Genomic DNA, 23,222 nt, shown 5'->3' on the forward strand with positions numbered 1-23,222 from the left:
CAACGCGACGCCGTTGATGCAATGAACTTACGATTCACGACACCAGGATGGGGATTCATGATGGGCGAAATCTCGAACGGAAATTGCGCGGTCATCTTCGGCGGCAATGGCTTCATCGGTGCATTCCTGGCGGCAAGCCTCGGGCAGAGCGGACGATATCGCAAGGTCTATCTTTTCGACAGGGAGCCCATCGAGGCCAAGCATAACCGATTCCGGCTCGCCATGGTCCGGTCCATCCCAGGGGTGACGGAAGTGCTTGGCGATGTGCGCCAGCCGATCGACTGGATGCCGCAGGAAGCCGTCGAGTTTGTTGCCAATCTCGCCTCCGTGCATCGCGAACCCGGGCACGAGGTCCACGAGTATTACGAGACGAACATTCTCGGCGCGGAGCACGTCTGCGAATGGGCGAAGCGCGCCAATGTCAGGAACATTGTCTTCACCAGCTCGATCGCAATGTATGGATTTAGCGATGAGAAGCGCGACGAGAACTCGCTGCCGGTTCCCACGTCGCCATACGGCGGTTCCAAGCTGGTCGCTGAGAAAATTCATCTCTCCTGGCTCAATGAAGACCGGGCCCGACGTGTGCTGACCATCGTGCGTCCTGGCGTCGTCTTTGGCCCGGGCGAAGGCGGAAATGTATCCCGACTGATCCAGGCAGTCACGCGCCGATACTTCTTCTATATGGGCAACAAGAACACGCGCAAGGCAGGCGTCTATGTCAGGGAGTTGGTCGATGCGATCCTCTGGGTGCACCAGCAGCAGATCGAGAAGCAAGATTCCTACGCCCTGTTCAATATGTCAATGGAGCCGGCCCCGGCTATTCGCGACTACGTCGACGCAGTCTGCGATACAGCCGGCATCAAGCGCTACGTGCCGGAAGTCCCCTTCTCCCTGCTGCTGATCGCGTCGCATGGCATCAGCCTAGTTGCCGGCCTGGTAGGACTGAAGCAGCCATTCAGCCCGGTCCGGGTACGCAAGCTGGTGCGGCCAAACCATATCGTCCCCGGTTATCTCCTGTCCTCGGAGTACACCTTCAAATACAACCTCAACAGCGCATTTCGCGACTGGCGGACGCTGTGTCCGGACGACTGGAAATGACTGTTATCGTAATGCGAATCGCCAGTGGACCTGTACTCCCGTTTCCTGCCGTTCCCAGCCAGGAAGCCGCCACTTCAACCAGACTTAGCTCCTCCTTTCGACCATGACGAGATCCGTATTCATCTTGCACCCCGGAAAGGCAAACTACCCTGAGGTCCCCGCCTATTCCAGTCACCTCGCGGAATGGGGCTTCCGTGTCGCCTCAGGCACCCTGGAGGACTTCGAACGCCTGCCAGACCGACCCGACACCATCCTCTGGGCCATCATGGGCTTCTACCGCCAGGACATGCCAGCGGCCTATGTCATCCATGACTATCGTTCGCTTTCGGTGGGCCGGCTCGTCCAACTCAAGGATCTTGCCAAGCGCTATCTCAACGCAAAACCGAACTTGCGCATTTTTCAGAACGATCGACAACGACAATTAATGCGCTTCAATGATGGAATTCCTTCAATCCTGCTGCCGATGGGAATTCCGGACTGGATCTTCAAGCCCGAATTTTCAGCACCGAAGGTCGGGGATCCCATAGCCGATTTCTGCTATATAGGGGATATGAGTCGGGAGCGGCATTTCGATATGGTTTTGAAGGCGTTTGAGCGAAGCTTCGCCAATAGCGGGTACAAGCTGATGCTGATAGGCCAGCCGGAACCACAGATTCATGCAAAGTTCGGGTCAGTACCTGGCATTCACTTTGCCGGCAGATTTCCTCAGCAAGATGCCTTGAGGCTCGTTGCCAGATCACGCGCGGCGATCTGCTACTTCCCCTATCACCGTCCGCACTGCTACCAGACACCGACCAAACTATTGGAGTATGCTGCACTCGGAAAACCGATCATCTGCAACGATGCTCCTGCCAATCTTGAGTGCTGCAAACAGCTGAACATAGAAAGCATTGTCACAGGCGCGGATATCTTTGGCTCGCTCACCGGCGAACAGCTAGCTCTCGCTAAGCCGAATGACCGTGAGCGCTTCAAAGAACTGACCTGGCAGACAGTGATCAATCGATCCGGAATCCAAGCCTTTCTTCGGTGAAGTTATTTATGGATATTGTTCGCCAACATCATGCCGGCACTGTTGCCGCCGCTGTAGTGCCTGGTGCAACCGGCAGAGCTGTTGCCAGTCACCGACATGCTGGTGGTCCCAAACAGGTCAATATCGGTGGTGCAACCCCTCACGAAGTTGCCGGAGATCACGCCCCCGCTGCGATTGAATGCCGCGATCCCACAGGACCGCGGCGCGCTGAACCCTGCCACCACGTTGCCGACGACAACCGCCGCCGTGCCGCTTGCCTCCAGGTAAATGCCACTCCCGGTGCCATTCTGGCCGTTCAGGGTGTTGCCATTGATGACCGGCTCGCTGGTGCCATAGGCATAGATGCCGTGCTTGCCCACGCCGCGCATGTTGTTGCTGTTGATTGCCGGGCAATCCTGGTACAGCACCTCGATGCCGTCTGCTTCGTTGGTGGCATTGCAGAACAGGCTGTTACCCGTCACCTGGTTGCCCTGGCCGCGGTCATTCGCCGTGAAGGAGAGCACCGGCTTGCCCGCGGCGATGCCGTTACTGGCCACCAGCACGGTACCGGCCATGCTCACCACATAAGTCGATGGTGGCACCCCGGCGCCGGTGATGATCTGCCCCACCTGAATCATCGGATTGGCGGCCGCCATTGCCACGTTGGCGGTGCCATTGGTGGAAGATGCCTGCGTGGCCTGCGCCACTGTGTCACTTGCCAGCCCTTGCAGGCAGACGGCAGTCACGGCATAGCCACGTGATAGATCCACGCTATTTCCTGACACCACGCATTGGACGCAGCCCCCATACAGCATGATGCCGGCATAGACAGGTTTCCAGGCTGCGCCGCTCTGGTCGGTGCGTGCCCGATTGTACAGCACCGTATTGGCCACCACGGTGTTCGAATGGGACCGTATCACCGCGATGCCCCACCACGTTGCCCCTTGGCAGGTGTTGCCGGTGATGGTCGCATTGCTGACCTGCTCGCTGACAATGCTGCGGCGGAACGGGCCGCGCACCACGTTGCCGCTGATGGTGCACAGGTTGTCCTGCAGCGGAAAGCTGTCGGCGTGGTAGTTCGCCAGGCCTTCCACATGAATGCCGACCCGGCAATCCTGGCCCGCCATGGCGGTGACCAGGTTACCCACGATGGTCGCGGCGCAGCCCCAGATGGTAATGCCATCGCCACGGTCCTCTCCGTTGTCGCCGGGATTGGCGTGGCCGCCCCCCGCGCCGATGCAATCCAGTATCTTGTTGTCGGCGATCACATAATCGTGAAACTCGCCGTTCGACTCGGCCTGCACGCCGTTCTGGAAATACTGTATGGTCGAGCGCGTCACCGTGCCCAGGTTGGCCATGAAGCAGATGCCGACATTCCTGCCGCCGGTCTGGGATTGCAGCCGGTTGCGGTTGGTGAGATAGATCCCATCAAACTCGCAGCCGTCCTTCCTGACCGTGATGGCGGCCGCGCTGGCGATGCCGGCGGTAAAGCGCAACTCACCGTTGCCGACCAGACGGATCTTGTGCCGGACTGTCAGTGGGGCGGTCAGTCTGAATACCGCCCGGCCCGGCACGGTAAGCACGGCTACCCCACTATCCAGGGCTGCCTGCACCGCAGCGGTGTGATCCATTGCCGCCTTGCCGGTCAATGCATCCTCGCGCATGCCGTCGGGCATGAAATCAAGCAGGCTGAGCGCCTCGGGCGTCCTGGGCTCGGGCGTGCTGGCCTTTGCATCGGCCAGAGGGAGCATATAACCCGCCTGTGCAGCGCCGGCGGTGGCCACCAGCCGGGCAAGGAAACTACGCCTACGTTCGCTCATGTCTTCAGCACCCGAACCAGAGCGCCCCGGACCGCATGCCAGGCTGCGCCGAGCGCGCCGAATCCCATGATCGGCGTCACCCGGATGCCGCGCGATAACCGTAGCGCGAGTTAACTTCAAAAGCCGCGACGCTTACGGTGACACGATTTGAATCCCCCATCCATCAGCCATAAGCATGGCCCAAGGGCGGAGGCTTACGCCATTTCGTGAGACCGCGCCAAGTCGAGGGCTGACTACGCCGACAAGGCGGTGGTTTACTTCTCTGGAGATGGACGGATACCATCGCTCAACGTGCGATCGCAACTGGTCATTGAGCACCACCGTCCGGATTTGTAGCAGGTTGTGGGCGTGCCGAGGCCGCCAGGCCATCTGCTGACGTTTGACGAATCGCTTGCTCACCACCTGGTTGACAGCCGACTCCACGAACCCCGCAATGGGCTCCTCGTGCCGATAGCGGTCACCGTAGTTCACGATGAATTGCCGGTTGTTATCCAGGTAGACGATGAACTCCTCGAGCTTGCCGCGGAGTTTGGCCTTCTACTATGAGCAGTACCTTGTCAAGGGCTTTTACGAGTTGACTCTGGTTCACGAATCATCGGTCAGGTCCCCTTTCTCCGTGAGGAAGGGCTGCAGCTGGGTCAAGGGCAGGCGAAGCCTGGCGCAGCGGACCCTTGACACTGCGAAGGCCCGATATGCTGGCATATGGTGGCGAGCGCGATAGCTCGCCACCATATGAGCGGACTCTGGCCGCAAATTCCGTTTCACCGTCGTCAACCATTGCTGCCGATCCTTTTTCGTCTCGCGGGTCTGAAGCCGATCATCGCGCGCGTAAGACTCCAACGTCTCACTACCTTCTATCCGCTGGCGCCTGGCCAGCCTCATCCTGCATGCGCGTTGCGCCGGAATCGTGTCCAGGAACACGCCCCATCTCTAAGAGTCGGTTGCTTTGGCAACCCGCCAAACTCACGGGCATGTTCACCCCAGACCGTATGTGCTGCGTACTGGCCTGACGTCACGTTACCGCTTCGCTGCTGAACTGGATAACCTAAGCCGGTTTCAGGTGTGCTCCTTCGGGAATCACGCCGTCCTTCAGATAGCGCCACAGCGCAATCGCGAGGCGCCGTGCGACCGCGACGATCGCGATGCGCCGCGCGCGGCGATTCGGTCCCGTGCCCTGCGTGCGCTGATTGAACCACTGCGCCAGCGCGCTGTCCGGCTGGTAGCGCAGCCAGGACCACGCCATCTCGACCAGTAACGAGCGCACCCGTCGGTTGCCTTGTTTACTGATGCCCTGATCTACCTTGCTCTCGCCGCTGTCGTAGGGCTGTGGTACCAGACCAACGCATGCGCCGATTTCGCGCCGGTTGTGGAATTCTCGCCAGAATAGCTCTAGCGCGAGGCGTGACGCGCCCACTTCGCCAATCCCCTTCAGACGCGCTAGGTCATCGCTTCGCTTGCGCGCGGCTGCCGGCAGGCTCGCCTGCCGCGTCTTCTCCAGCGCCGCGAGTTGCTGCTCGGCCAGGGCCAACCGTTCGCATTCGCGCAGTAGCCGCTCACGCAGCTCAGGCGGCAGCGGCGCGCCGTCGTGGCACCTCACCTCGTCACGCGCGAGCCGGCCAGCGAACGCCTTGCGGTCGACGTCATCCCAGCTATCGTGCGCTGCACACGCGCGGCGTCGAGTGCTACGTCGTCGATCCGGCCAGCATCCCGGTCGAGCGCCACAAGCGACGCGCGAAGACCGGCCGGCTCGATGTCATCAAACTGGTGATCAACCTGCGTGCATGGCTGCGCGGCGAGCGCGACCGCATGCACGTAGTTCACGTGCCGTCGCTCCAGGACGAAGCATCACGCCAGGGCTTGTACGCGGAACATCTCTTGCAAAGCGGTCTGGCTGGTGACATCAAACGGCTTGATGCCGGGGTGCTCCTTGACCCATTGCTGATGCTCGTACAACGTCGGACGTCGTTGGTACAGTGCCTTCAGGCTGGCAATCGACAGCAACGGCGCGGAGAAAGCATTTTCCAGCTACGAGGCGCAAATGCTCGCAGTGGTCAACCGCTGGCATCAGGAACGGCCGAGCGCCGCCCCGACGTGTTTTGTGCCACGTGAGGCGTCACCTTCACCTCCAGGCAAGCCTCAATGAACTCGTGCGCGTCGTAGCCCTTGTCGGCGCCCACGGTGACTTCCACATCCAGGTCTTCTGTCACCTGCCTGGCATCGTTGAGCATGACCTTTGCCGCCTCACGTTCGGCGTGTCCGTCCGCATTGGTCACCATGGCGCTCACCACCAGGCCGTGGCGGTTGTCGCTCAGGGTATGACCCATGTAGCGCAGTTCGCTCGCTGTTTTGCCCTTGCGGTAGAGCTTGGCATCGGGATCGGTCTTGGACTCGTGCGTCTCGTTGCTGCGCTTGCGCCCCTTGAAGTTGCCGCCGTCGTTGTCGTCCTTGTCGCCGCCATCCTTGCGCACGAAGCTCTTGTGGCCTGCCCACGCCTGAATCAGCGTGCCGTCGACGCTGAAGTGCTCACCCGACAGCCAGTTCTTCTTCTGCGCGATGGCCAGCACTTCGTTGAAGAACTGGATCACCCCATCATGCTTGATCAGCCGTTCGCGGTTCTTGGGGAAGACCGTAGGCACCCAGACTATGTCGTCCATCGACAGCCCGATGAACCAGCGAAACAGTAGGTTGTATTGCGTCTGCTCCATGAGCTGGCGTTCGGAGCGAATGCTGTAGAGCACTTGCAGTAGCATAGCCCGCAGCAACTTCTCCGGCGCGATGCTGGGCCGGCCGCCCTTAATATCCGCCTCGTACATCTGCGCGAACAGCCGATCCATCTTGACCAGCACCTGGTCGACCATGGCGCGGATCGAGCGCAGCGGGTGGGACTTTGGCACGAAGTCATCCAGCCTCTGCATCGTGAACAAGCTTTCTGTGAAGGTGTCTGCGCCGCGCATGAAGGTAGCGTTGGAAGGGATCCTCAAATTAACGCTTCAGTCAGTCGTCGCGCTGACGTCCGCTGGATGCTAGGGGAAGCGACGCGCATTCAGAAAGGCGTGCGGGACAGCCTGAAGTTGCATCAACAGGTTCGGGAACTCAAGGAAGAACTGCGGAAAGCTTACTCAGAACTGGACCGCTACCGCCAGACACACGCCCGCGCAGTGACCAACGTGCGCCAGTTCGAACGCGAGACGACGGCGCAGGCCAGCATGCAGCAAGCACAGATTGAAAGTCTGCTGCTTCGCTATCGCATCTACAAGCTGATGACCGAGCACTATGCGCTGACGGCATTGCGCTTGGACCCGGCAACGCTGGTCACGCATCGTGATAGGGTGGCACAGCATGTCCTTTTTCGGAGAAAGAAGGGCGTGTCGGTTCCTGGAATCGGCTTGGGTGACTTGGGCCTCGAATTGCTGTAGTGCTGGCCGCCGCGCATGACAGCGGTAGCCTTCCCCGGTCCGGGGGCACCCATTTTTTCCTGTTTAAGCACCCCTCATACCGCCTCAAATGCTGTGGGTGCAGTCGCACAGAATGTCACACCCACATGCCTTACAAGGGATGGTAGGGGTCGCATTACTTGACTGCGGTGTCAGCCTGGGGACCGCATACACGTCGAATGCCGACCCGTCCAGCCATAGGAAAGGGGGCACCGTGAGTGACAACCTGAAGTTGGGCTTAGTGGTGCTGGCCGGGCTGGCCGGCGTGATCTATGCCGAAGCCCAGTCCATGAACATGAGCATGTTCGATACGGTGCGGCAACTAGGCGCAGATCTGTTGAATCAGACCAAGTGTCTATTCATATTGCACCCCACTCAGGGTGAATGTCTGCTTTATGCCTATGCATGGGAATGACAGCTATTGGCCGAACTTGGGCTCACGTCAAGACGGTGCTGGCGCATCGCTTACTCCGCTCCGGGATTAGCCGCGCGTTCTGAGGCTTTCCGCACAAACGTCATCAATCTTTGGGATGAAGCGCCTCATGCTTGTTACTAATCTAGATCATCCGAAGCAGTCCCTAGACAGGAGACAATATGACTACGGCAGCCACTCCCACAGGTTCCGTGCTGGCGCAACGATTCAAGCAACGCTTGAAGCCATTCATGCCGGCGTGGCTGCTGAAATTCCGCCGCGACGGTGTGATACGCAGGGAAGGCTCATTGTACGAAGGCAAGTCGCTGGGCGAAATCTTCACCCATGTGTACGAAACCGGCGCCTGGGGCGTGGCCGAGGACCAGTCGGGGTTCTATAGCGGCAGCAGTTCCCACGACCCGAAGATCGTCGAACCCTATGTCGAGGCGGTGACTGCGTACCTGACGGCAATGCCGGAGCGGCCGTCCGTCGTCGACATGGGCTGCGGCGACTTCAATGTCGGCAAACGCCTGCGCGCCGTGTGCGGACGCTATATCGGCTGCGACGTGGTGGACGCGGCGATCCAGTCGAACCGCACGAGGTTCGCCGATCTTGACGTCGACTTCCGCTGCGTCGACATCACGACCGACCTGCTGCCTCCTGGCGACATCGTGTTCCTGCGCCAGGTGCTGGACCATCTGGACAATGCGCGCATCGCCACCGTGCTGTCGAAGCTGGGGCCGTACAAGGTCCTGATCCTGACCGAGTACCTGCCACAAAGCGCAAACTTCACGCCCAATCTCGACAAGACGATCGGCTCGCACCTGCGCCTGTTCGGGGCGCAACCGAGCGGGCTCGTGCTGACCGCGCCGCCGTTCAATCTGAAGGTGCTGTCCGCGCGGATTCTCTGCGAAGTTCCCGACAGCGGTGGTGTCATCCGCACCATCGCGTACGAATTGCCGGGACGCTGAGCCCTGTCGATCAAGGCGATTGTCAACGTAGTTGTCACGTCACCTCACGCAACCTGCTTTAGTTCTGCTGGCTCAATCCGTTCCGGATTGAGCCAGACTTCGTCTGCCAAACTCCAGTTCCGTGTCGGCCCGGACCAACGCTCGGGAGTTCTGGCCTTAGCATCAGCATAGACTGCTTCACGGTGCGCCAGCACCGCCGCGGCTACGCCACCGTGGCGCTGCGCCGGTGTCACGAATTTCAGCCCACTATGCTTGTGCTCGTGGTTGTACCAACGCACAAATCGCTGCGTCCATGCACGCGCCTCGTCCACGCTGCCGAATGCTTGGCGCGGGTAGTCCGGCCGATACTTGCAGGTCCGGAACAGCGACTCGGCGTAGGGGTTGTCATTGCTCACGCGCGGCCGGCTGAACGAAGCGACCACCCCCAGGTTTTCCAGGGTGGCGAGCATCGTCGCGCCCCTCATTGGACTGCCGTTATCCGAGTGCAGAACCAGGGGACGTCCAGCCAGACCTTCGGCCAAACTGGCTCGCCGCATGAGCAACGCCGCCAACTCCGCCGACTCCGCCCGATGCACTTCATGACCGACGATCTTGCGGCTGAACACGTCCAGCATCATGTACCAGTAGTAATACTGGCCCTTGATTGCTGCCGGCATCCAGGGGTGAGTAGGCCGGGGGAGTTTCACCCCCAGCCTCTCGCAGAACCGGACGTGAGCCTCTCGACTCATCCGGCTCCCATCATCCAACCGCAGGTAGACATCCCATTCTCCAGTGCACAAAGGCAGCGGGGAATCGACGCGCAAGCCGCCCGAGGGCATATCTCGCCCGCGTTTTACGACGAGCGAGAGGCTTATACTTGCGCATCATCCAGCGCACCAAGTAGTCATTCATGTGTTTCCAGATCACCGACATTGCTGAGCCATGGAAGCGGCCGTAGTATTGCTGCCACCCCCTTAGAATCGGATTGAACATGGCCGCCAGATCGCCCAATTCGCGGTCGCACATCAGTTGCAGATGCCATCCCCGAATAGTCTGCCGCATCGCCTTGAGAGCGTCACGGCTGACTGCCGGGGCGAAGTTCACGTAGACCCGCTGATACTTGTCCACCGCTTTGCGCGGCCGAAACGTATACCCCAGGAAGGTGAACTGGACATCAGGATGTGCTTCCCGACGATTGACGTCCTGACAGTAGACGATCCTCGTCTTGCCCGGATGCAATTCGAGCCCGCACTCGCGGAACCGCTCGCCGATCCTGCCTAACGCCAGCTTGGCCTGAGCCAAGCTCTTGCAATGGACCACCCCATCATCGGCGTAACGGCAGAACCGTACGCTTCTGAGGTTACGGGCGACCCACATGTCAAAGGCATAATGCAGGAATAGGTTGGCCAGCAACGGACTCACGACGCCGCCTTGTGGCGTGCCGCGTGTCCGCTCCTTGAGTTCCCCGTCTGCGGTCTGCATAGGCGCTTTCAGCCAGCGTTCCACATACAAGAGAACCCATGGGGTCTGGCAGTGCTTCTTGAGCGCTTTCATCAGTAGGTCATGGTCGATATTGTCGAATAGTCCTTTAATATCGAATTCCACAACCCAGTCGTACTCCCAGCTTCGCCGCCTCACCATTGCAATCGCGTCATGGGCAGAGCGCCCAGGTCGATAGCCATAGGAGTTCGGATGGAACATCGGGTCGATCTGCGGCTCCAGCAGGAGCTTGACCGCCGTCTGCGCCACCCGGTCAGCAATCGTGGGCACGCCCAACATGCGAACACCGCCTGTCTTCTTCGGAATCGGGACCCCTTTGACCGGCGGCGGGAAGTAGCTGCCGGAACAGAGTCGATTCCATAGCTTGTACAGGTTGTCGCCCAAGCGACTTTCGAATTGCTCGATCGATTCACGGTCGACGCCTGCGGCGCCACCGTTCGCTTTGACACATTGGAATGCTTTCCAGATTAACGCTTTAGGAATGTCAAACGGTTTGGTCATGCAGCCGTGCTCCTCCTGCTCACGCAGTTGACACGACTACAGACCGGGATGATGCAGCCCCTTCGCTCCACCACCATTACAGCGGCTTCAACACTACTACGAGCTGCTCCGCCCCTTGGTGGCGCATCGCTACTTTCGGCCTCGCCTTTCGAGCTTGTGCCTTTCGCTTGGCATCGCCACCGAAGGTTCCCGCAGTTCAACGTAAGAGCCCGAATCAGGCTGACGCTGCCTCTATGCCGGACACCGCCTGGCCCGTAAGCAGGTAACGGCCAGGCTGATCGCGGGGCAACATCACTCCCCGGTTTTGATGTCATCTGAACTGTTTCGACACTTGAACGGCAGTTCACGGTTGTTCGTCTTCCTTGATTCATACCTGACGCCTTCACGACGCCTTTTCCATGACGCTCACGACCAGGGCTTTTGACCCAAGCCGCTCATGGTGGTTTGCCACCTGCTCCTGCAAGCCGATGGCGAGGGGCCATACCCTCATCTCCTACGCCGCTTGCTGCGGCACACTAATGTCCCAGCTCCAGACCTGATTGGGTCCGGTGGCGCAATGGCTCGTCACCACCCGCGCCGAGGGCTTGCGCGCACGACCGCGGTGATGCAGCTGCGACGCGCTACGCAAGACACGATAGAAGCTCGACTCCGAGGCCACGTACTGGCCGCGGTCCGCCAGCGTCGGTACGATCTGGCTGGGCGGCATACTGGCAAACTCCACGCTGTTGGCCACCGCAAAAATCTGTTGGCGTTCCGCCTCGCTTAGCTTGTTGGCTGGCGCTGGCCGCACAGTGGTGGTGCGAGCATCTGCGACCACCTCGTCGCCTTCTCGAACCCAGCGCTGGAAGGTGCGCAAGCTCAGACCCAACTCGTCGCAAGCCTGTGCCAGTCGGCAGCCAGAGCGTTCTGCCTCACGAATCAACGATATACACAACCGGCGATCTGGGACGCTGATCAGTAGCGTCACTCAAGAATTGGCGCCGACCTGCTTGCCGGTAGTCGTCACGAACTACATCAGTATGCGTCTGTGATTGCCCGGCATCACCACGAGCGCTTTGACGGGAGCGGATACCCCGACCACCTGGTTGGCCAGAACGTCCTGCTAGACCGGCAGGCGAGCCGTCTTGAAGCGCTTCCAGAGACGACGCAGCGCCTGCTTGTCGGCATCCACCCGACCTGCCAGATAGCCGCGTGCATAGCCTGAGCCCAAGGCCAGGTCATGGTTCTCGGCGCCAAGGCTGCGCAACAGGCCATCTGCAACGGCCATGTCGTTGCGCCATCCCAAGTCATCCTGCAACTCCGACAGGTGGTTGCGAAAGCGCCGCAGCTTGGCCGCGGGAAACAGCGACTCGAAGAACTCGGTCGCATAGCGCAGTTTCTTGGCAGCAATACGCGCGCGATGACGTTGCTGCTCATCAAGCTTCGCCATGCGTCGACCACGTTTTAGCAGCCTGCGATGACGGTCGTGCAGGGTCTTCAGCGCAAACTCCCGGGCGGGTCTGGCGAGTGCGGCGCGCTGCGTGTCGTCAAGCTCGCTGCGCCAGCCGGCGGTGCCCAGCCAGTGGCTGAATGCCAGCATGAGCCGCGTGTAGCGTTCGGAGTTCACCGCCTGGGCCGCGCGTTGCCGGGCTCCGGTTGCAATCCCGCTGGCCGCGGATAGCACTGCGTCCGCGCCAACGTCGGTCGGGGCCCCGTCAAAGGCTTCGCGCAACGTGGCATGGATAAGCACCTCCCAATCCCGCGACGGCCCCAGTTCGCCTGCAATCCATTTGATGTCATCCTGGAGTCCCGAAGGACAGGCAATCAGCGATCGGTAGATATCCAGCGCAGAACGCAGGCGCCGAAGGCCAATTCGCATCTGGTGCACGCTCTCCGGGTTGGTGCTGTTGACCACGCCGTCTTCGTTCCCTGCAACTTGTACTAGGCAACCTTGGATAATGCATAGGAAAACGGCTTCGGCAGAAGCGTCATCATCGAGCCTGAGTGCCTCGGCACGAACTACCCCGGCGGATTGGCCGGCAACCAATGCGTAGCCCCGGTCGCCCTTGCTGGCACGACTGATACGCATCGGCACTTCGTCAAGCAACTGCAAGGCAAAGGCAGCTAGATGGGCCGGCTCCCCCGCCTGGATCTCCATTTCCAGCTCGCGAACCGGTATTGTCGTGTCCCCTGCCCGGATCACCCCGCGATCGAGCGCCAACTCTATTTCATCGCCTTGTGGCAAGCGTAGCAATGCAACCTTGCGTCGAATCTCCGTGACGAAGAGCGGCTTCAGGCGCTCGGCGAAGTCGCCCTGGCGAATCAGTTCGGCCAAGGCCGTGTCCTGCGGCACCTTTTCCCGCAGTGCAGCAGGATCAGGGGTCGGACTGGGTATCGCGGCCTCGAACTCCTCCCGTTCATAAAGCCCTCCAGACCGTTTGCCGTAGGTCTTCAGCGTCAGCACATAGTGCCCGCCCGCCTGGCGCACGCGCAGCGAGGCACGATGGTGGCGCAAGGAGCAGTCTGGCGTATCGAAATACGTGCTCACGAGCAAGTCCTCGTGAGGTGGTTCCACGCAGCAGGCAGCAAGCAGCGGCAGGCCGATCAGGCGATCGACATCGTCCTGCAGCAGTTCCAGCTTGAGTTCGCGTTCCATCTACCCAAATTCTTCCGAATTCTCAAACTTGGCGAACACACGCGCCTGAACTGCGTCCATGACTTCCAGGACCTGCGTATCGGCAGGGCCACTGGCCGTGACGCCGGTGGCGTTCTTAGGCTTCGCGCCCAGTGGATAAAAGACAAAAACCGTGTCGAACTTACCCCCCGACTCCTTCTTCAGTTTCCGGTTGAGCGCTTTCAGGTACTGCTTCTTGATGGCCTTGGACATGGGCTTCACGGCTCCCTGCTTGTTTTAGCTTACGACCGTTTGATTCACATTAATCCGGGGACGTCGCATTGGGCAAGCGTGTGTGCCAAGCATGTACCTCGTTGCCCTGGCTTCTTCCGCGCATTGTGCATGGCCCGCGATGAGCTCGATGGCCGATGCCAGGCGAAAGGCGCGCGAAATCGTAGCTCCAGGGCTGCGCCTGCATTCCTGCGTGGTGGCGACCTGTGCAACGATTGTAAACATCTCGACTGCTCGCAATTGGTGCAGGAGTCCGGGCACGGCCGTATGGCGGCGTTCGTCAGCCAGGTGGAACCGGCGTTGCCTTGGGCAGCCGGCCACTGCCGATCAGAACGATAAGGTCGTCGACGCGTGCTTCGGCCAAGGCAAAGGCATCCGCTTCCGCCATCGATGGCCGACCCGCACGAAAGACTGACTGCTGCATTCCCACCAACGTATGTTGACGGACAAGCACGAATCCTTGGTGCTTGCCGTTGCTTATTGGCTGGGTATAAGCCTTGAACTCATAGTAGCCGGCGCGCCTGTGACTTTCCATCATGACTCGTCCTGCTGGCGCGAATAGAGTTCGCCAGCACGCGGGGCGAACATCGGCGCAGCATTCGTTCTTGGGACTAATCAATAGCCTGAGGGAGCGCCCAGGACAGGCATGCGTGACGAGGGCAGGTCGCTGTCCGGTACTCCCTGCGGCCATTGTAAAGTTAAAAGTTAGCATACTGTGGCCAAGGGAGGCGGTTCTCGAAGTAGTCAGTTGCTGTGCGACTCGTTCCGCGCGCCGTGCGGGTTGCCTGGCTCTCAAGGAGGGATGTCACGTGGACAGTTGTTCTAGTCGAACCTAATATTCCGCCTATGCAAGCCATCCGTCGGGTTCCCAACGCTGTCTTGCCAGAGGAATGTAGCCGTGTCATTGCCCTCGGGCTGGCGGCTGCATGTTGTTTCCTGCCAGAACGTGGAACGGTGCTGCCCTGCAGCAACTGGGCAGCGAGGAGCCGAGAATGCAAAGAGCTCACCCCGCGAGGCGGACGTCTGCCCTCACAGGCCGACTGGCCTCCCCCTTCCTCCACCAGATTGACCAAAGCGAGTCGAGTGTGCACCCAGGCCACGAATCCGTGCCTCGAAGTCCGGGCACCAGCGCGCCTCAGACCAAGCGGGATTTCTCCGATACCGGTCCGAGAAGGTACCGAATCTTCTGGTAGCCAGACCCTGCCAGGTTCAGCGCCCCCTTCGCCCACAAATCAGGTCTCTAACAGAGAGGCGGCAGCCATTCACCACTTGATGATGTGCGCAAGCACCGACGTGCTTGCCTGTCATCAATTTGTCGCAATTCGCGGGGCATCATCGCGGATCTTCACAGATCGGGCTGGCGCAAGCGCCTTGCTTGGACTGCCTCCCCGTTCCGTATGACAACCCCGTTCTTTGCCGCAGTAGACCTTGGTTCCAATGCGTTTCGCCTGATGATCGGCCACCGGGCGTCGATAGGCGTTAGCCACGTCATCAAAGAAGTCGCCTCCTTCCGCGAGCCGGTCCGCCTCTCGCATGGCCTGCACGGCTCGACGCTGGACGATTCCTCGCTCGAGCGAGGCTGGCGGGCGCTGGAGCGCTTCGGCAAACGGTTGCAGGGCTTCGAGCCCAGCCGCGTAAGGGCGGTGGCCACCAATACCGTGCGCGTCGCGAGCAACGCCACCGTGTTCCTCGCCAAAGCAGGGGTAATCGTACTTTCCGTGCAAAATCTGGCGGTAAGAAACGAATTACCTTTACAAATCAAAGCGTTAGGAAATCATCAAGTTCACCTGCTTGCTGCCTTTCGATGCAAAATCTGGCGCCTGCCTTGCCGGCAAACGCAGCCCGAGAGCCCTTGGACAATGCAGAAAGGCGCGCTGAAAGTTTGTGCACCATAGAGCATATGTTCCTGCTAACCACTTGCTAGTCGCCAGCGCGGACGAAGTATTTCGTGAACATCCGCTCGGCCTCGCCGAGGCCCTCGTCGGTTAGCCACACCGACTTCGCCCGGTTCACCGGATCCCCGATGAGCCCTTTGTCGTGCAAGCGATTCAGCGCGTCCCAGTCAAAACTTTTCCAGGCGCGATTCTCGCCGCATAAATTGAGGTAGAGCAGCGCGAGGACGACCTCGTCGACTGCGTCGGTATTGATGTCCATCTTGCCTCCTCCTCGAAGGTGGCCCTCACGATCCTGCCGCACGCTGCCAGGGCGCCGCTTCGAGCAGCATGTCCTGGTACTGCTCAAGGGGAAATCGCAACATTCCCCGAAAGTTCACATGCGCCGAATGCGCCGGCCCCATTCGACGCAGCCAATCGTCGTCGACTCGCTGTCCCTTGCCGCGCCACGCGTCGACTGTTGCTTGCATGCGCTGCGTGTTCCAGGCAATCACCAGGTTCGTCAGAAGGGTCAAGGAGCCAGAAATCGCGATCATTTCGTCACGACGACGGCCGCGCTCCGGCGTGACCTTTCCCGTATAGATCGTACGTTGGAGCTCGTGTACCGACTCACCGCGACTGAGTAGTGCATGCAGTTCTCGGCGAAACTCGACGTTGCTGAAATAGTCGCACAGGAACAGGGTGCGCAGCAGCTTGCCAAGTTGTTCCGCCGCCCGATAAATCGGATCTCCTTGGGCTGCGCTGCCGAATCGCTGCAACGCGACGACAGCGCTGACACGCCCTGACTTGATTGATGCAACAAGCCGCAGCAGCCCGTCCCAGCCGTCGCGAATAGCCTTCAGGGAGATACCATGATCCACGATGGGAGCAAGATCTTCGGCTATCTCCATACCCCGCGGCAGATAGAGCTTGCGCTCCAACAAATTGCGCAGCCGTGGGCATAGATCGAAGCCGAGCAGCTTCGATACGGCCATCCCCACATTCGTATATCCATGCGTATCAACGGCGAGCGCGAGGAGGCCGCCATCTTCGCGCGTGTCGCTGTGGCGCACTGCCCCTTCAATTGCGACCCCCGCCTGGCGCTCGTTAAGGACGATCGGCTGGTTGTACACGATGCCATGCTGGTCCAGGACATGCGTGTAGATACCGACTGCATGCGTGCGCCTACGCGGATCGACACGAGCGTAAAACAGATGAGGTGAAGTATCCAGGCTCATCGAGTCGCTCGAGGCTCGCTGCCCGCGTCCCCACAACTCTGTGATGGGGTGCGTACGTTGAAACTCAACCACGCGCGAGTTGGCTCGCGACAGCCGTCCCGACATCTCAAGCACACGCATTGTGTTCGAAATCGCCGCAGCATCGACTTGCTGAATCATAGCGGCAACGCCTTTCGCGTCGATCTCGGTGCCGTGCGCCATCAGTGCACCGTAGAGCGAGACAAGTTCGTTGGCATCGCGTGCCTTCCGTGCCAGTAGTACTTCGCTAAAGCCCGTGTGGACATCCACTTCCATCATCAGATCCGCAAACTGAGCTGTGCCGATCGCCTTGAACAGCAGGTCGCGTGTGCGCCTCGGTACCCCGTCCGTCGGTAGCGCCTCAAGTGCCGAGAGGTGCAGAGCGCCATCCTTGCCGATTGTCACGCGGCCGGCTTCGCGAGCTTCCTCCAGCGCCGCGAGGCCGGCCTTCAGGTTTTCAGTCAATCGCTCGAGAAAGGGATCCGCTGTAGCTGGTAGACCCAATAACGATAGGTGTCGGCCTCGCTCGGACTCCCAATCTGACGGCGGAATCAGCATCTGGTCACGTTCACGAAAGGACAGACTGTGGTTGATCCACACCGATCCGCGGCGCAGATCTTTGCGCAAGCTCGTGATCGCGGCGGCTTCCAAAGCGCGCAGTGCACGTTTACGATCGTCGCAGTCGACCATGGCGCGCCAGTTGGCGCTAATCGGCACTCTGTGGTCAATGGGCAACTCCGTCGCGCCGCTATCGCGCAGCCTGGCAATAAGCTCGAGTTGCTGCAGGCTTGGTTCTGCGTCTCGGCCCGATAATTCCAGTTCACATAGGGGTGCAAGGAGACTACGGATGCGCCGGTTATCATCAGTCAGCGTTTCGCGCACGCTGGCTGCATGGCTGGCGGGAGGCTTGTCCTGTAGTTCTCCAAGCAGTGCTTCAATCTCTGCAAGTCGGGCTTCCGCCGGGCGCGTATTGTCACGAACGAGCGCTTTGATCGCAACCAGTTGTTGTCGGTATTCAACTGCCGAGCGAGCCTGTTTCGTTGTGGTCTTGTTGTAAGCGTGCCGAACCAGATCGGAAACGCGACGTCCGATTTGATAGAGCAGCGAATCGGTCAACTCGAGCAGCGTCACGCGTAGGAAAAACACCACCTCAAGCGTGCGCGTCGACACCTTGAGCTCGCGGGTCTTCACCGGACGGCGCGCCTGAATCCGCTGTGCCCAGGCACGCTGCTTATCGATCGGCACGGTGTCCAGCGTCCACGTGTGTACCCCGATCTCCTTGAGATACTGAATCTTCTCCACGGTTTCCGTGAGCGTCGTCGGACTGTGCCGGGCCGGCGGCGTCTTGAGCCACTCGAGAACGGTCATGCCTGCGGGCTCGCGTTGGCTCGATAGTTCTGCATCGGCGCGCACCAGTTGCGTCTCAGGAATGGTCGCTCCGACCAGGGCGAGCATGTCGCGCTCGATCTCCGCCCAGATCGATCGTCCAAGATCCCGCAGGGTTCGGTCGGCGGGAATCAGAATCTTGCGCTCGTACAGCCAGTAGTGCGCGTGTTGAAGCAGTTCGTCGAGCGTGAGCGATTCTTTGGCATCCTGGCGCATCCATGCTTCGAGCTCCGCCCACTGGTCCGGGCTGATCGACTTCAAGCCCAGATACCCGCAGGCCCAGATCAGGTGGTCATAGAGCGTCTTGTACCGGCGATATAGAGTCCGAAGCGATGCGATCGTCGGCGTCGGTAGGCCGAGCCGCTGGCCGACATAGTGAAGCAACTGGCGCGGCAGCGTACTTACCTGGCCCAGGCTATGCCCACTTGCGCGCAGAAATACCAGTTGGATGGCCGCGCCAGCGCGCCGATCGGTCCGAAAGCGCTCATTGAGCACTGCGACGTCACTGTCGGTCAATGCAAAGTACCGCTCGACATCGAATTCCGACAGCCGCATCGGCAGCCGGTCACTTCCCACATAGCGAAATCCCAAGCCCGGCATCTCTTGCCCCTATCGAGATGGCGCGATCCGAATCGCGGGCGGATATGTTACGCCCTCCCCGCATTCGCAGCGGCTAACGAGTGTGGGCTTGTCGGAAAGCCTTGTCGACAAAGGCTTTCAGGGAAACCGCCAGATTTTGCACGAAAAGTACGATTACCCCATCGCCCCCGCCCTGGATGGCATACAGCAGACATGCCGGCACTGCGATGAAAGGATGAAAACTCAGCAACTTGGGGATCTACGGCAAACGGCAATCCAGCGATATTTGGCACAGGCTGCATTACTGGATGCACGCCTGAGCCAGGTCTAACGTCCTGGCGGGCAGGATAACCTGTGGAAGCCAGCATGTCCCCGGGAGTTCGTTATCCGGTTAGCGCTGGAGCTACCACCACTATGAACACGAATTCGGACCGGGCCACAATATTGCCCTGTGGCTCGGGGGGAAAGGCTCCCAGGCTTTTAGGGCCGCAGCAATATTCACCGAGCAGGGCTAAGTCCCAGCGGTTACACCGACTGCAGTTCCATGGTCGAAGGATTGAATCGCGCTGCTTACCCTGTTCTCATCGAACTGCGCCTGATCGAGAAGCTTCCTCAAATTTTCGTGACAAACGCCCCTAGTGGCACGAGCGGTGTTCCAGCGTTGATGAGTTCGGTTACCTTGCCGGATTGCTTGATTAGGGAAGCCAAACTCTGACAGTGGACGTCCGTGAAGGGCAAGCCGGCCACGTCCTTCAATTTGTAGCACATCTTCAGCTCCATAAGCTCGCCTCGATTCAAGGCTTGCTCCCTTTTTTTGCTATGGGTAAATAAGACCTCATAAGCGCCCTTGACCATTATCCGCCCCCTCGTTCCTACGTAGACCGGGATCACCGTTTGTCCGACCTTGATTTCGTCCCAATCTTCAAAGATGTCCCAGTCCGTGGTGTCGTTGGCCGGCGACACACCCTCGTGTTGCTCCAACACAAGTGTCGACTCGGATTGAGCCTCAGGCGAAGGACCGCCTCGCCATAGCGCCACGAAGATGTTCCGTCCTTCGAGTTCCGCAGGTGTCATCGACAGTACGGACTCGTGATTGCTTGACATCGGTACGCGGTTGGCACAGCGTTTAGCCCAGTTTCCCCGCGCCTGTTCCATGATTCGTGGCGTTATCTTGCTTCCACGCTTCCACTGGATCTCAAACCACTCCCGCATCTGCTGCAGGTCTGCGGTCTTGTCAGTCGCATAACCAGCTTCCTGCCACCCGTCAAACTCATTGCCTTGGATGTTTAGGCCGTTCGTAGAGAAGTTTGCGGACCCGACAATTGCCACCTTATCACCCACCACGACCTTAGCGTGCAGATCCTCAAGATGGAGGACGTCGTGCTTGTCTGCTAGCAGCGCTTCAATCTCCATGGGATTGGTCCCGCCAGAAGTTAGATTGCAAAGAATGCGGAAGCGCTTGCCTGGGCCGGTCAAGAGCTTCGAGGCACCTTCTCCCCAGAAGGCAACAGCAATATCGATGGCTTCGCTTTGGCTGACGAGTGAGACAATGTGCGCTTTGTAGTCGGTAGAAGATATAAACATGGCTTCGCGTGAGCGTTGTTGATGATGCGTGGGGGGTGGATGTGGCTGCCGTGTTCGGCGAGCCGTGAAATTGCTAAGGACAGGATGCGCGATCTCATGGAGGCTGCGGGCGTGCTTCGGCAGGCGCCTATCGGGCCCGGATACATGCATGCAGGCCATTTCGACATCACGAACAAGAAGCTTGCAAAAGGCGTCGGGTCCATACATGCACGGAAAGATGACCCCTTCATCGTAAATCTGGTCGTTTACTAATAGATAGCGTGGTCATGCAAGCCATAACGGCTCACCGTCGGATAGCCGCGTCAGCGGCGGGAACCCGTCTGTATCGGTGTCCCATGCCAAACCATGGATCGGTACGATCGCCTTCGCACGCATGCTTGCAGCAAATGCCCGCAGGTCAGCCGGAGACGCATGTCCACTTGAATGAACGTGAGTCGCCGGCGTGCCACTTGCCTCGAACCAGCCTTGGATGCGCGCCCCATCGCCTTCCTTAAGATACCCTGACCACATCGACCAACTCCACGCGTCATCCGGGGTGGGCATGACGCCTGACCGCTCGTAGTCTCGTATTAGCGACGGCCGTACCATGGTGACCCATTGGCTCGGCTCTTCCACGAGGCGGCGCGCCGCAATCCCATGGCGTGCCATCTCGTTGACAAAGCCCGCATTGCCTTTGGCGCGATACATCGCTGCGAATGCGCTGGTGATGACGACTTTTATTCTTTCCCACTCCGGCTGGGGTATGTGCCCATGGGCTGCCAGCGTACGCAGCACATGGGCGCAGTACAAATCGACGACGAGCGTACGTCCAGTACGACGACACGCGCGATAGAGCGTCACGGTACGGTCAATGTTCTGAGACGACCAACAGACAAAAACACGTCCGCGGGTACGTCTAAACAGCGACACGAAATCATTCTCGAGGCTGTCTTCGGGTCTGGCTAGCTTGTCGCTACCGAGATTGGTTCCTTCAATCAGAAGCACATCGAGGGCCGGGGGCGGATTGTCCATCAGCCATCGGACTAGCTTGCCCTTGCGCCCATGCGTGCGGAAGTCCCCTGTATAAAGGATGCGCCTGTCTACCGTCTCGATGAGCAGCATGTAGGCATCGAAAGCCGAGTGGTCAGTCAGGTACGGTGTTATCCGGAACGGCCCCAAGGTCATCGGTTGTCCGCTCTTCCAATGGCCGATCGTACGATCGAACGAGGTACCGGCGACTTCAAAGGTGAGGCGAATCAACCCTGCTGCTGCTGCTCCACTGTAAATGGGCCATGTCGCTGGCAGAGCGCCGATCAGGCCGTAGTGATCCTGGTGCGGATGCGAGATGAGAACGCCTTGACAAGGTGCTGCCAGATCGAGCGTCGCTGGAACAAGTCTTTCCGCGTTCTCCGGTGCAGCGAGCGGCCGCCCTGCATCGAGAATGAGCCTCGAGCCGTCCGAGGCGGAGATTTCGACACAGTTACCGCCAATCTGCCGTGTCGCGCGATGAACCGTCAGACGCACCTCAGCCATCTACCGCCTCCGGCTGGCATAGCTTGATTGCCGCGTCACTCTGGACCATGACTATCGGCACAGGTGCGCCAAACTCGGTGCTTCTGAGCCTCTCCAAATGAAGACGGCGTGCGCCGCTGGTTGATCCGTCATCGAGGATGAGAAGTCGAGGTACCGGGTCAATATCGAGGATAGCCGGGTCCCTGGCGACCTCAATGACCATTGGGTCCGGCGCGCGCACAGAGAGGCCAAGGCGCTGTGCCATGTCATGAAACCTCAGTGTCTGTGCACAGGTGTTGGCGTAGGCGTCGGCTACTTGCTTGCGGCGCTGACTGTCCGCCATATACTGCTTATAATCTTCGAGCTGGGTCAGCACCTCAGGCCTTCCCCGGGCGACTAGGCGAGAATCCTTAACGAGCTTCGCCTCCCAGAACACAACCTTGATGCGATCAGCGCATTGCTCTAGTGCAACGAGGTCGATTCGGGGTGCGCGACGCCGGTCGTCGAATGCGGGCAGCGCCATTTCCAGGTCGATGACCGATGCATTCTTTGCAACGACGCGCTCGACAAAGCGCTTCTCTTCTCCAGCCTTGCCCGCAGCCCTTTCAACCCATTGAATCAGGGTCGACATGCCTTCATAACTGTGCGCGACTCCAGTGCCCGGATGCACGAAGCGATTGCCTGACAGGCGAACGTATTTTGCGAGTTGTTCTTTGTCGAACGCATACTTCGCATGTGTTTCGACGTAAGGCACGCCGCCATGGTCGAAGCCGACCCTGCCAACGGACTGTCCGCACAGATAGAAGTTCATATAGTTCCTGCGCAGAGCCAGCCGAAGGCCATTTTCGGAGCCGCTTGGCTGCCAGCGCGTCAGGAAATCCTTCCACCAGTGCTCTGCCGGACTGTCAATAATCGCTGCGAGTGTGTGCTGAGCGCCATCTTCGAGATATCTGCCGAACCCGTACATAATTCCCCTTGAAACTCTTCTTGTAGAAAATCTAGTTATTGAGAATCGCCGATACTAGACCGTAAGCCTTGTTAAAACTGGCATGGGGACCCATTTCCCAGCCCGATTGACAGCGCCCAAAACCTCATCTTTGACAGCCGGAGCGTGCCGTCCGGGTTCTCCAGAAAGTGTTCCAGCTTCAGATAGACGGGATCTTCACGATCGTACGCGGTGTCGATGTAAATCGAGCCGCGATAGCCCATGACCATCCAGTCGTCACTGGCAATCTCCCCGCATTTCTTCCAAGCGTACCCGTTTGCATCCAGGCAGCCGACTACCTCTTTACGGGATGCGTTCTCCTCCCAGTCGGCACGGACCGAAACCTCCGCCGAATCCTCAAAGAAAGTCAGATACAGGACGTCCCGCCCCACTTGGCGTGCAATCGCATCGATATGTTCGACGAGTTGAGGCATGGCAGTCTCCTGAGATGCGCAAAAACGA

General features: G+C 59.6%; 17 protein-coding genes and 7 pseudogenes. 7 read left to right on the plus strand and 17 right to left on the minus strand.

The window, feature by feature from the left end; all coding sequences use genetic code 11:
- The first annotated feature begins 57 nt into the window (after positions 1 to 57).
- Together E0W60_RS31350 and E0W60_RS31355 are read left to right on the plus strand one after the other, a co-directional pair.
- Complete coding sequence (locus E0W60_RS31350; RefSeq protein ID WP_167884649.1) at positions 58 to 1,098, plus strand: NAD-dependent epimerase/dehydratase family protein; 1,041 nt, start codon at positions 58 to 60, stop codon at positions 1,096 to 1,098.
- A gap of 103 nt (positions 1,099 to 1,201) precedes the next feature.
- Positions 1,202 to 2,128, plus strand: coding sequence for a glycosyltransferase (locus tag E0W60_RS31355; RefSeq protein ID WP_135706758.1), 927 nt, complete (start codon positions 1,202 to 1,204; stop codon positions 2,126 to 2,128).
- Positions 2,129 to 2,130: 2 nt separating this feature from the next.
- Here the strand turns inward: E0W60_RS31355 and E0W60_RS31360 are convergent, their stop codons facing one another.
- The 3 genes and pseudogenes from E0W60_RS31360 to E0W60_RS31370 all read right to left on the minus strand — a co-directional run.
- A complete protein-coding gene (locus E0W60_RS31360; protein ID WP_240746021.1) occupies positions 2,131 to 3,891 on the minus strand; it encodes a right-handed parallel beta-helix repeat-containing protein in 1,761 nt (586 codons plus the stop codon).
- A gap of 273 nt (positions 3,892 to 4,164) precedes the next feature.
- A pseudogene (locus tag E0W60_RS31365) lies at positions 4,165 to 4,464 on the minus strand (ISKra4-like element ISBte1 family transposase); the annotation flags it as partial.
- 508 nt (positions 4,465 to 4,972) lie between these two features.
- A pseudogene (locus tag E0W60_RS31370) lies at positions 4,973 to 5,575 on the minus strand (transposase); the annotation flags it as partial.
- 2 nt (positions 5,576 to 5,577) lie between these two features.
- On the opposite strand from E0W60_RS31370, the pseudogene E0W60_RS37800 reads away from it, so the two are divergent.
- A pseudogene (locus tag E0W60_RS37800) lies at positions 5,578 to 5,781 on the plus strand (IS110 family transposase); the annotation flags it as partial.
- On the opposite strand, the gene E0W60_RS37200 reads toward E0W60_RS37800, so the two are convergent.
- Positions 5,773 to 5,928: a DUF4158 domain-containing protein gene (locus tag E0W60_RS37200; protein ID WP_167884651.1), complete on the minus strand. Its 156-nt coding sequence runs from the start codon at positions 5,926 to 5,928 to the stop codon at positions 5,773 to 5,775. The pseudogene E0W60_RS37800 and the gene E0W60_RS37200 overlap by 9 nt on opposite strands.
- Positions 5,929 to 5,987: 59 nt before the next feature.
- A pseudogene (locus tag E0W60_RS31380) lies at positions 5,988 to 6,881 on the minus strand (IS5 family transposase); the annotation flags it as partial.
- A gap of 66 nt (positions 6,882 to 6,947) precedes the next feature.
- Between E0W60_RS31380 and E0W60_RS31385 the strand changes: the two are divergent.
- From E0W60_RS31385 to E0W60_RS31395, 3 genes are all read left to right on the plus strand, one after another.
- Positions 6,948 to 7,343 carry a hypothetical protein gene (locus E0W60_RS31385; protein ID WP_135706759.1) on the plus strand — a complete coding sequence of 132 codons (396 nt, stop codon included), beginning with the start codon at positions 6,948 to 6,950 and terminating at the stop codon, positions 7,341 to 7,343.
- Positions 7,344 to 7,575: 232 nt separating this feature from the next.
- Positions 7,576 to 7,776 carry a hypothetical protein gene (locus tag E0W60_RS31390; RefSeq protein WP_135706760.1) on the plus strand — a complete coding sequence of 67 codons (201 nt, stop codon included), beginning with the start codon at positions 7,576 to 7,578 and terminating at the stop codon, positions 7,774 to 7,776.
- Between the two features lie 179 nt (positions 7,777 to 7,955).
- Complete coding sequence (locus E0W60_RS31395; RefSeq protein ID WP_135706761.1) at positions 7,956 to 8,744, plus strand: class I SAM-dependent methyltransferase; 789 nt, start codon at positions 7,956 to 7,958, stop codon at positions 8,742 to 8,744.
- 44 nt (positions 8,745 to 8,788) lie between these two features.
- Here E0W60_RS31395 and E0W60_RS31400 read toward each other — a convergent pair.
- The 6 genes and pseudogenes from E0W60_RS31400 to E0W60_RS31435 form a co-directional block, all read right to left on the minus strand.
- Positions 8,789 to 9,403 (minus strand): annotated as a pseudogene (locus tag E0W60_RS31400) (transposase); the annotation flags it as partial.
- 79 nt (positions 9,404 to 9,482) lie between these two features.
- Positions 9,483 to 10,724 carry a group II intron reverse transcriptase/maturase gene (gene ltrA, locus E0W60_RS31405; RefSeq protein ID WP_135706763.1) on the minus strand — a complete coding sequence of 414 codons (1,242 nt, stop codon included), beginning with the start codon at positions 10,722 to 10,724 and terminating at the stop codon, positions 9,483 to 9,485.
- Positions 10,725 to 11,238: 514 nt separating this feature from the next.
- A pseudogene (locus E0W60_RS31415) lies at positions 11,239 to 11,682 on the minus strand (helix-turn-helix domain-containing protein); the annotation flags it as partial.
- A gap of 144 nt (positions 11,683 to 11,826) precedes the next feature.
- Complete coding sequence (locus tag E0W60_RS31425) at positions 11,827 to 13,359, minus strand: CYTH and CHAD domain-containing protein (RefSeq protein ID WP_135706765.1); 1,533 nt, start codon at positions 13,357 to 13,359, stop codon at positions 11,827 to 11,829.
- A complete protein-coding gene (locus E0W60_RS31430; protein ID WP_135706766.1) occupies positions 13,360 to 13,590 on the minus strand; it encodes a hypothetical protein in 231 nt (76 codons plus the stop codon). It abuts the gene before it with no gap.
- Positions 13,591 to 13,888: 298 nt separating this feature from the next.
- Positions 13,889 to 14,146: a hypothetical protein gene (locus E0W60_RS31435; protein ID WP_135706767.1), complete on the minus strand. Its 258-nt coding sequence runs from the start codon at positions 14,144 to 14,146 to the stop codon at positions 13,889 to 13,891.
- A gap of 859 nt (positions 14,147 to 15,005) precedes the next feature.
- Between E0W60_RS31435 and E0W60_RS37805 the strand changes: the two are divergent.
- A pseudogene (locus tag E0W60_RS37805) lies at positions 15,006 to 15,308 on the plus strand (exopolyphosphatase); the annotation flags it as partial.
- Positions 15,309 to 15,528: 220 nt separating this feature from the next.
- Here the strand turns inward: E0W60_RS37805 and E0W60_RS31445 are convergent.
- The 6 genes from E0W60_RS31445 to E0W60_RS31470 form a co-directional block, all read right to left on the minus strand.
- The gene (locus tag E0W60_RS31445; RefSeq protein WP_116321242.1) at positions 15,529 to 15,762 is read right to left on the minus strand and encodes a DUF6429 family protein; all 234 of its coding nucleotides are present in this window, start codon (positions 15,760 to 15,762) and stop codon (positions 15,529 to 15,531) included.
- 25 nt (positions 15,763 to 15,787) lie between these two features.
- The gene (locus E0W60_RS31450; protein WP_135706769.1) at positions 15,788 to 18,721 is read right to left on the minus strand and encodes a Tn3 family transposase; all 2,934 of its coding nucleotides are present in this window, start codon (positions 18,719 to 18,721) and stop codon (positions 15,788 to 15,790) included.
- Between the two features lie 591 nt (positions 18,722 to 19,312).
- Positions 19,313 to 20,284, minus strand: coding sequence for a phospholipase D family protein (locus E0W60_RS31455; RefSeq protein WP_167884654.1), 972 nt, complete (start codon positions 20,282 to 20,284; stop codon positions 19,313 to 19,315).
- 264 nt (positions 20,285 to 20,548) lie between these two features.
- Positions 20,549 to 21,796, minus strand: a complete 1,248-nt coding sequence (locus E0W60_RS31460) for an MBL fold metallo-hydrolase (RefSeq protein ID WP_135706771.1) — start codon at positions 21,794 to 21,796, stop codon at positions 20,549 to 20,551.
- A complete protein-coding gene (locus E0W60_RS31465; protein WP_135706772.1) occupies positions 21,789 to 22,742 on the minus strand; it encodes a hypothetical protein in 954 nt (317 codons plus the stop codon). The genes E0W60_RS31460 and E0W60_RS31465 overlap by 8 nt, the downstream gene beginning before the upstream one ends.
- Before the next feature lie 71 nt (positions 22,743 to 22,813).
- Positions 22,814 to 23,194 (minus strand): hypothetical protein, encoded by a 381-nt coding sequence (locus E0W60_RS31470; RefSeq protein WP_135706773.1) that lies wholly within the window; start codon positions 23,192 to 23,194, stop codon positions 22,814 to 22,816.
- Between the last annotated feature and the right edge of the window lie 28 nt (positions 23,195 to 23,222).

The organism is Cupriavidus oxalaticus (assembly GCF_004768545.1).
In the GTDB taxonomy this organism is placed as follows: Bacteria; Pseudomonadota; Gammaproteobacteria; order Burkholderiales; family Burkholderiaceae; genus Cupriavidus; species Cupriavidus oxalaticus_A.